The organism is Shigella sp. FC1544, from assembly GCF_001722145.1.
Taxonomy (GTDB): Bacteria; Pseudomonadota; Gammaproteobacteria; order Enterobacterales; family Enterobacteriaceae; genus Escherichia; species Escherichia coli.
Genome location: NZ_MECT01000108.1, coordinates 1 through 6,754 on the forward strand (window position 1 = coordinate 1; position 6,754 = coordinate 6,754).

General features: G+C 49.6%; 9 protein-coding genes and 1 pseudogene. 6 read left to right on the top strand and 4 right to left on the bottom strand.

Annotated elements, in window-relative coordinates; translation table 11 throughout:
• On the bottom strand, positions 1-147 hold a 147-nt coding region (locus BGK49_RS25805; RefSeq protein WP_001393286.1), incomplete at its 3' end, for an IS1 family transposase.
• Between the two features lie 221 nt (positions 148-368).
• Between BGK49_RS25805 and pfkB the strand changes: the two genes are divergently transcribed.
• The 3 genes from pfkB to BGK49_RS07430 all read left to right on the top strand — a co-directional run bounded on the left by pfkB (position 369) and on the right by BGK49_RS07430 (position 2,655).
• Positions 369-1,298, top strand: a complete 930-nt coding sequence (gene pfkB / locus BGK49_RS07420) for a 6-phosphofructokinase II (protein ID WP_000251738.1) — start codon at positions 369-371, stop codon at positions 1,296-1,298.
• A gap of 100 nt (positions 1,299-1,398) precedes the next feature.
• Entirely contained in the window at positions 1,399-1,689 is a 291-nt protein-coding gene (gene ghoS / locus BGK49_RS07425; RefSeq protein WP_000146159.1) for a type V toxin-antitoxin system endoribonuclease antitoxin GhoS, read from the top strand.
• 105 nt (positions 1,690-1,794) lie between these two features.
• Entirely contained in the window at positions 1,795-2,655 is an 861-nt protein-coding gene (locus tag BGK49_RS07430) for a fructosamine kinase family protein (RefSeq protein ID WP_000267654.1), read from the top strand.
• Positions 2,656-2,695: 40 nt separating this feature from the next.
• On the opposite strand, the gene BGK49_RS07435 is transcribed toward BGK49_RS07430, so the two are convergent.
• Complete coding sequence (locus BGK49_RS07435; RefSeq protein ID WP_000222172.1) at positions 2,696-3,232, bottom strand: YniB family protein; 537 nt, start codon at positions 3,230-3,232, stop codon at positions 2,696-2,698.
• 146 nt (positions 3,233-3,378) lie between these two features.
• On the opposite strand from BGK49_RS07435, the gene hxpB reads away from it, so the two are divergent.
• The 3 genes from hxpB to tcyP all read left to right on the top strand — a co-directional run bounded on the left by hxpB (position 3,379) and on the right by tcyP (position 6,324).
• The gene (gene hxpB / locus BGK49_RS07440) at positions 3,379-4,047 is read left to right on the top strand and encodes a hexitol phosphatase HxpB (protein WP_000106834.1); all 669 of its coding nucleotides are present in this window, start codon (positions 3,379-3,381) and stop codon (positions 4,045-4,047) included.
• 162 nt (positions 4,048-4,209) lie between these two features.
• The gene (locus BGK49_RS07445) at positions 4,210-4,800 is read left to right on the top strand and encodes a metal-dependent hydrolase (protein ID WP_004983374.1); all 591 of its coding nucleotides are present in this window, start codon (positions 4,210-4,212) and stop codon (positions 4,798-4,800) included.
• A 132-nt stretch (positions 4,801-4,932) separates the two neighbouring features.
• Positions 4,933-6,324: a cystine/sulfocysteine:cation symporter gene (gene tcyP, locus BGK49_RS07450; protein ID WP_001010702.1), complete on the top strand. Its 1,392-nt coding sequence runs from the start codon at positions 4,933-4,935 to the stop codon at positions 6,322-6,324.
• Positions 6,325-6,327: 3 nt separating this feature from the next.
• On the opposite strand, the pseudogene BGK49_RS30935 reads toward tcyP, so the two are convergent.
• Positions 6,328-6,453: pseudogene (locus BGK49_RS30935) on the bottom strand (protein YdjO); the annotation flags it as partial.
• A 1-nt stretch (position 6,454) separates the two neighbouring features.
• Positions 6,455-6,754 (bottom strand): IS1 family transposase (locus BGK49_RS07455; protein ID WP_069375675.1); only part of this gene is annotated, 300 nt, incomplete at its 5' end.

Sequence of the window (6,754 nt, forward strand, 5' to 3'; positions counted from 1 at the left end):
TTGAGAAGCGGTGTAAGTGAACTGCAGTTGCCATGTTTTACGGCAGTGAGAGCAGAGATAGCGCTGATGTCCGGCAGTGCTTTTGCCGTTACGCACCACCCCGTCAGTAGCTGAACAGGAGGGACAGCTGATAGAAACAGAAGCCACTGGAGCACCTCAAAAACACCATCATACACTAAATCAGTAAGTTGGCAGCATCACCATGTATTCTTATTTCATTTTTTGAATAAGCATGTGGCGAAAACAGATTTTTATTTATATATATTTATCTGCAAAATTTTAAATAAAGCTCCAATAAATCATATTGTTAATTTCTTCACTTTCCGCTGATTCGGTGCCAGACTGAAATCAGCCTATAGGAGGAAATGATGGTACGTATCTATACGTTGACACTTGCGCCCTCTCTCGATAGCGCAACAATTACCCCGCAAATTTATCCCGAAGGAAAACTGCGCTGTACCGCACCGGTGTTCGAACCCGGGGGCGGCGGCATCAACGTCGCCCGCGCCATTGCCCATCTTGGAGGCAGTGCCACAGCGATCTTCCCGGCGGGTGGCGCGACCGGCGAACACCTGGTTTCACTGTTGGCGGATGAAAATGTCCCCGTCGCTACTGTAGAAGCCAAAGACTGGACCCGGCAGAATTTACATGTACATGTGGAAGCAAGCGGTGAGCAGTATCGTTTTGTTATGCCAGGCGCGGCATTAAATGAAGATGAGTTTCGCCAGCTTGAAGAGCAAGTTCTGGAAATTGAATCCGGGGCCATCCTAGTCATAAGCGGAAGCCTGCCGCCAGGTGTGAAGCTGGAAAAATTAACCCAACTGATTTCCGCTTCGCAAAAACAAGGGATCCGCTGCATCGTCGACAGTTCTGGCGAAGCGTTAAGTGCAGCACTGGCAATTGGTAACATCGAGTTGGTTAAGCCTAACCAAAAAGAACTCAGTGCGCTGGTGAATCGCGAACTCACCCAGCCGGACGATGTCCGCAAAGCCGCGCAGGAAATCGTTAATAGCGGCAAGGCCAAACGGGTTGTCGTTTCCCTTGGTCCACAAGGAGCGCTGGGTGTTGATAGTGAAAACTGCATTCAGGTGGTGCCACCACCGGTGAAAAGCCAGAGTACCGTTGGCGCTGGTGACAGCATGGTCGGCGCGATGACACTGAAACTGGCAGAAAATGCCTCTCTTGAAGAGATGGTCCGTTTTGGCGTAGCTGCGGGGAGTGCAGCCACACTCAATCAGGGAACACGTCTGTGCTCCCATGACGATACGCAAAAAATTTACGCTTACCTTTCCCGCTAACAAAAACATTCCCCCAGCATTGGGGGAATCACCACCAACCTGTCGGCAACGCGTTTCTCCGACTATGCTCAAAAGTCATGTGATAACAAAGGGGTGAACTATGGCCAGTGGCGATCTTGTCCGTTATGTCATAACCGTCATGTTGCATGAGGATACATTGACTGAAATTAACGAGTTGAATAATTACCTGACTCGCGACGGTTTTTTGCTCACCATGACGGATGATGAGGGAAATATCCATGAGCTGGGGACTAACACTTTTGGACTTATCAGTACCCAAAGTGAAGAAGAAATTAGAGAACTGGTTTCGGGGCTTACCCAAAGTGCAACCGGCAAAGATCCTGAAATCACCATCACGACCTGGGAGGAATGGAATAGCAACAGAAAATAAATGGTTTTTGGGCAATAATCAGTCTGTGGTGTGCGTTAGCTCGTGTTTTTACACCGCATTCTTGCGCTAACCTTATGATCTGGCAGACAACATGGGAGAGACATCATGTGGCAGGCAATCAGTCGTCTTTTGAGCGAGCAGTTAGGTGAAGGCGAAATCGAACTGCGTAATGAACTGCCTGGCGGAGAAGTCCATGCCGCATGGCATTTGCGCTATGCAGGACATGACTTTTTCGTCAAATGTGATGAAAGGGAACTGCTTCCCGGTTTTACCGCCGAAGCCGACCAACTGGAGTTACTGTCGCGTAGTAAAACCGTCACCGTGCCTAAGGTTTGGGCAGTAGGCGCTGACCGTGACTACAGTTTTCTGGTGATGGATTATCTCCCACCTCGTCCGCTGGATGCGCATAGCGCATTTATTCTTGGTCAGCAAATTGCGCGTTTACATCAATGGAGTGACCAACCACAATTTGGCCTCGATTTTGATAACTCGCTCTCCACAACTCCACAGCCCAACACCTGGCAACGTCGCTGGTCAACGTTTTTTGCTGAACAACGGATTGGCTGGCAGTTGGAACTGGCAGCAGAGAAAGGGATCGCTTTCGGCAATATCGACGCCATCGTCGAGCATATTCAGCAGCGTCTGGCCTCGCATCAACCGCAGCCTTCTCTGTTGCACGGCGATTTATGGTCCGGCAACTGTGCGCTGGGTCCGGATGGCCCGTACATTTTCGACCCTGCCTGCTACTGGGGTGACCGAGAGTGCGACCTGGCGATGTTACCGCTGCATACTGAACAGCCGCCACAAATCTATGACGGCTATCAGTCAGTATCCCCGCTACCTGCCGATTTCCTTGAACGTCAACCGGTTTACCAACTCTACACGCTGTTAAATCGTGCAAGGTTATTTGGCGGTCAGCATTTGGTTATTGCTCAGCAGTCACTGGATAGATTATTAGCAGCATGATATGGGTTGAAGATAATGGCCGCTCTGTGCGGCCTTTTGATTAAATAAACCCAAGCAGAGAAAAGAACACATAACCTGCAGCAATACAAATAACCGGCAGGATATACAGTGAGAAAAACTGCAGGAAAATAGTATGGTGCGGAACAACAATACGGGACTCAATTTGTTCACGCGTTAGCCCCTCTTCCCCTTTGGCTTTTTCCAGAATGAGTTGATCTTCAACACCCTCCCGCAAGAAGCGCGCCTGGCGACTCATTCGGGCACCGGAATCCTGCAACGCCAGTCCGACAAAAATCAGGATGAAAATCACCCAGAACATAACGTTCACGCCACCATTAAAATTGGGCGTCGGGGAGTTATACCAGAACAGATTCAAAAAAGGCGTATTCGCCTGCATCATATCGATCATGACATGAGTAAAGTCGAGCATGACCGCATTAATGCCTTCCTGGTTTTCCTGCCGGGTATTCATAAATTTCAGCAAAGAAATCAATGTAGAGATCAATGCAGGTATAAAAATCACCCAACCCAAAATCCTTTTCAAAACAGCAATGCGTCCAGCTTGTTGATACGTCATGAGTTCTCCTTGATTAAGACGCGTCGTTTCACTTAGTTTACCTGTAGATATCTGTTTTCGCCCATTCTTTAAAGGCGATATGATAGGCGCTTAATCATAAGCACGGCTTAATACCTTACACATAATGCTCTAAAGGAGAGGTTGTAATGTCAACCCCGCGTCAGATTCTTGCTGCAATTTTTGATATGGATGGATTACTTATCGACTCAGAACCTTTATGGGATCGAGCCGAACTGGATGTGATGGCAAGCCTGGGGGTGGATATCTCCCGTCGTAACGAGCTGCCGGACACCTTAGGTTTACGCATCGATATGGTGGTCGATCTTTGGTACGCCCGGCAACCGTGGAATGGGCCAAGCCGTCAGGAAGTAGTAGAACGGGTTATTGCCCGTGCCATTTCACTGGTTGAAGAGACACGTCCATTATTACCAGGCGTACGCGAAGCTGTTGCGTTATGCAAAGAACAAGGTTTATTGGTGGGACTGGCCTCCGCGTCACCACTACATATGCTGGAAAAAGTGTTGACCATGTTTGACTTACGCGACAGTTTCGATGCCCTCGCCTCGGCTGAAAAACTGCCTTACAGCAAGCCGCATCCGCAAGTATATCTCGACTGCGCAGCAAAACTGGGCGTTGACCCACTGACCTGCGTGGCGCTGGAAGACTCGGTAAATGGCATGATCGCTTCTAAAGCAGCCCGCATGCGTTCCATCGTCGTTCCTGCGCCAGAAGCGCAAAATGATCCACGTTTTGTATTAGCAAACGTCAAACTCTCATCGCTGACAGAACTCACCGCAAAAGACCTTCTCGGTTAATGACCAGGGGCAGTGATCACGCTGCCCCTGGTTCTTTATCTGAATTTGCATTCAACTGACGGATTAATCGTCAATTTAAGAGAAAGAGTTACACCGTCACCACTTCCGTGCACTGTATAAAAATCCTATACTGTACGTATCGACAGTTTAGTGAGTTTTATCATGACGGCGGAAGGTCACCTTCTCTTTTCTATTGCTTGTGCGGTATTTGCCAAAAATGCCGAGCTGACGCCCGTGCTGGCACAGGGTGACTGGTGGCATATTGTCCCTTCCGCAATCCTGACGTGTTTGTTACCGGACATCGATCACCCAAAGTCGTTTCTTGGGCAGCGATTAAAATGGATATCAAAACCGATCGCCCGCGCTTTTGGGCATCGTGGTTTTACCCACAGTCTGCTGGCGGTATTTGCGCTGCTGGCAACCTTTTACCTTAAGGTTCCGGAAGGCTGGTTCATTCCGGCTGATGCGCTACAAGGAATGGTGCTGGGTTATTTGAGCCACATACTTGCCGATATGCTGACACCCGCCGGTGTTCCCCTGCTCTGGCCATGCCGCTGGCGTTTCCGCTTGCCTATCCTAGTTCCCCAAAAGGGCAACCAACTGGAACGTTTTATCTGCATGGCATTATTTGTCTGGTCGGTATGGATGCCCCATTCATTACCCGAGAACAGCGCTGTTCGTTGGTCATCGCAAATAATCAATACCTTGCAGATCCAGTTTCATCGGCTTATTAAGCATCAGGTTGAATACTAAAAAGACAAAAATCACCTTTCTGGAATAAGCAATTCCATTTGAATATAAGAGCCAGCTCACAGTTCTGTTAATCTTGCGCCAACACTATGACTGCTACGCAGTGATAGAAATAATAAGATCAGGAGAACGGGGATGAACTTTCCATTAATTGCGAACATCGTGGTGTTCGTTGTACTGCTGTTTGCGCTGGCTCAGACCCGCCATAAACAGTGGAGTCTGGCGAAAAAAGTGCTGGTGGGTCTGGTGATGGGTGTGGTTTTTGGCCTTGCCCTGCATACCATTTATGGTTCTGACAGCCAGGTACTTAAAGATTCTGTACAGTGGTTTAACATCGTTGGTAACGGCTATGTTCAACTGCTGCAAATGATCGTTATGCCGTTAGTCTTCGCCTCTATTCTGAGCGCGGTTGCCCGTCTGCATAACGCATCTCAGTTAGGCAAAATCAGTTTTCTGACCATCGGTACGCTTTTGTTTACCACGCTGATTGCGGCGCTGGTCGGTGTGCTGGTCACCAACCTGTTTGGTTTGACGGCTGAAGGTCTGGTTCAGGGTGGTGCAGAAACTGCACGTCTGAACGCCATTGAAAGTAACTATGTTGGTAAAGTCTCTGATCTGAGCGTTCCGCAGCTGGTCTTGTCCTTTATCCCGAAAAACCCGTTTGCCGATCTTACCGGAGCCAATCCGACGTCAATTATCAGCGTGGTAATTTTTGCCGCATTCCTCGGCGTAGCTGCATTGAAACTGCTGAAGGATGATGCGCCGAAAGGTGAACGCGTCTTAGCCGCTATCGATACCCTACAAAGCTGGGTGATGAAACTGGTTCGCCTTGTCATGCAGTTGACCCCTTACGGCGTTCTGGTTCTAATGACCAAAGTGGTTGCAGGTTCTAACTTGCAAGACATCATCAAACTGGGAAGTTTCGTTGTCGCGTCCTACCTCGGTCTGCTGATTATGTTTGCAGTGCATGGCATTCTGCTGGGCATTAATGGCGTGAGTCCGCTGAAGTACTTCCGTAAGGTATGGCCTGTGCTGACGTTTGCCTTTACCAGCCGTTCCAGTGCCGCGTCTATCCCACTGAATGTGGAAGCACAAACGCGTCGTCTGGGCGTTCCTGAATCCATCGCCAGTTTCGCCGCCTCTTTCGGTGCAACCATTGGTCAGAACGGCTGCGCCGGTTTGTATCCGGCAATGCTGGCGGTGATGGTTGCGCCTACGGTTGGCATTAACCCGCTGGACCCGATGTGGATTGCGACGCTGGTCGGTATTGTTACCGTTAGTTCCGCAGGCGTTGCCGGTGTCGGTGGTGGTGCAACTTTCGCCGCACTGATTGTGCTGACTGCGATGGGCCTGCCAGTAACCCTGGTGGCGCTGTTAATCTCCGTTGAACCGCTTATCGACATGGGCCGTACGGCGCTAAACGTTAGTGGCTCGATGACAGCTGGCACGCTGACCAGCCAGTGGCTGAAGCAAACCGATAAAGCCATTCTGGATAGCGAAGACGACGCCGAACTGGCACACCGTTAATTCTTATGCTGGCAACGGTCCGTTTTGTATAGGGGCCGTTGCTTTACTTTTTAAATGTTCCATCGCGGCGATGCATACTGACTCATATTTAAACAGATCGTCAGCGAAAAAAATGGGTAATGACTCCAACTTACTGATAGTGTTTTATGTTCAGATAATGCCCGATGACCTTGTCATGCAGCTCCACCGATTTTGAGAACGACAGTGACTTCCGTCCCAGCCTTGCCAGATGTTGTCTCAGATTCAGATTATGTCGCTCAATGCGCTGAGTGTAACGCTTGCTGATAACGTGCAGCTTTCCCTTCAGGCGTGATTCATACTGCGGCCAGCCATCCGTCATCCATACCACGACCTCAAAGGCCGACAGCAGGCTCAGAAGACGCTCCAGTGTGGCCAGAGTGCGTTCACCGAAGACGTGCGCCACAACCGT

Coding starts and splice junctions, on each gene's coding strand:
- tcyP (WP_001010702.1), top strand. CDS start 4,933: ATGAACTTTCCATTAATTGCGAACATCGTGGTGTTCGTTGTACTGCTG.
- BGK49_RS07435 (WP_000222172.1), bottom strand. CDS start 3,232: ATGACGTATCAACAAGCTGGACGCATTGCTGTTTTGAAAAGGATTTTG.
- BGK49_RS07445 (WP_004983374.1), top strand. CDS start 4,210: ATGACGGCGGAAGGTCACCTTCTCTTTTCTATTGCTTGTGCGGTATTT.
- hxpB (WP_000106834.1), top strand. CDS start 3,379: ATGTCAACCCCGCGTCAGATTCTTGCTGCAATTTTTGATATGGATGGA.
- ghoS (WP_000146159.1), top strand. CDS start 1,399: ATGGCCAGTGGCGATCTTGTCCGTTATGTCATAACCGTCATGTTGCAT.
- BGK49_RS07430 (WP_000267654.1), top strand. CDS start 1,795: ATGTGGCAGGCAATCAGTCGTCTTTTGAGCGAGCAGTTAGGTGAAGGC.
- pfkB (WP_000251738.1), top strand. CDS start 369: ATGGTACGTATCTATACGTTGACACTTGCGCCCTCTCTCGATAGCGCA.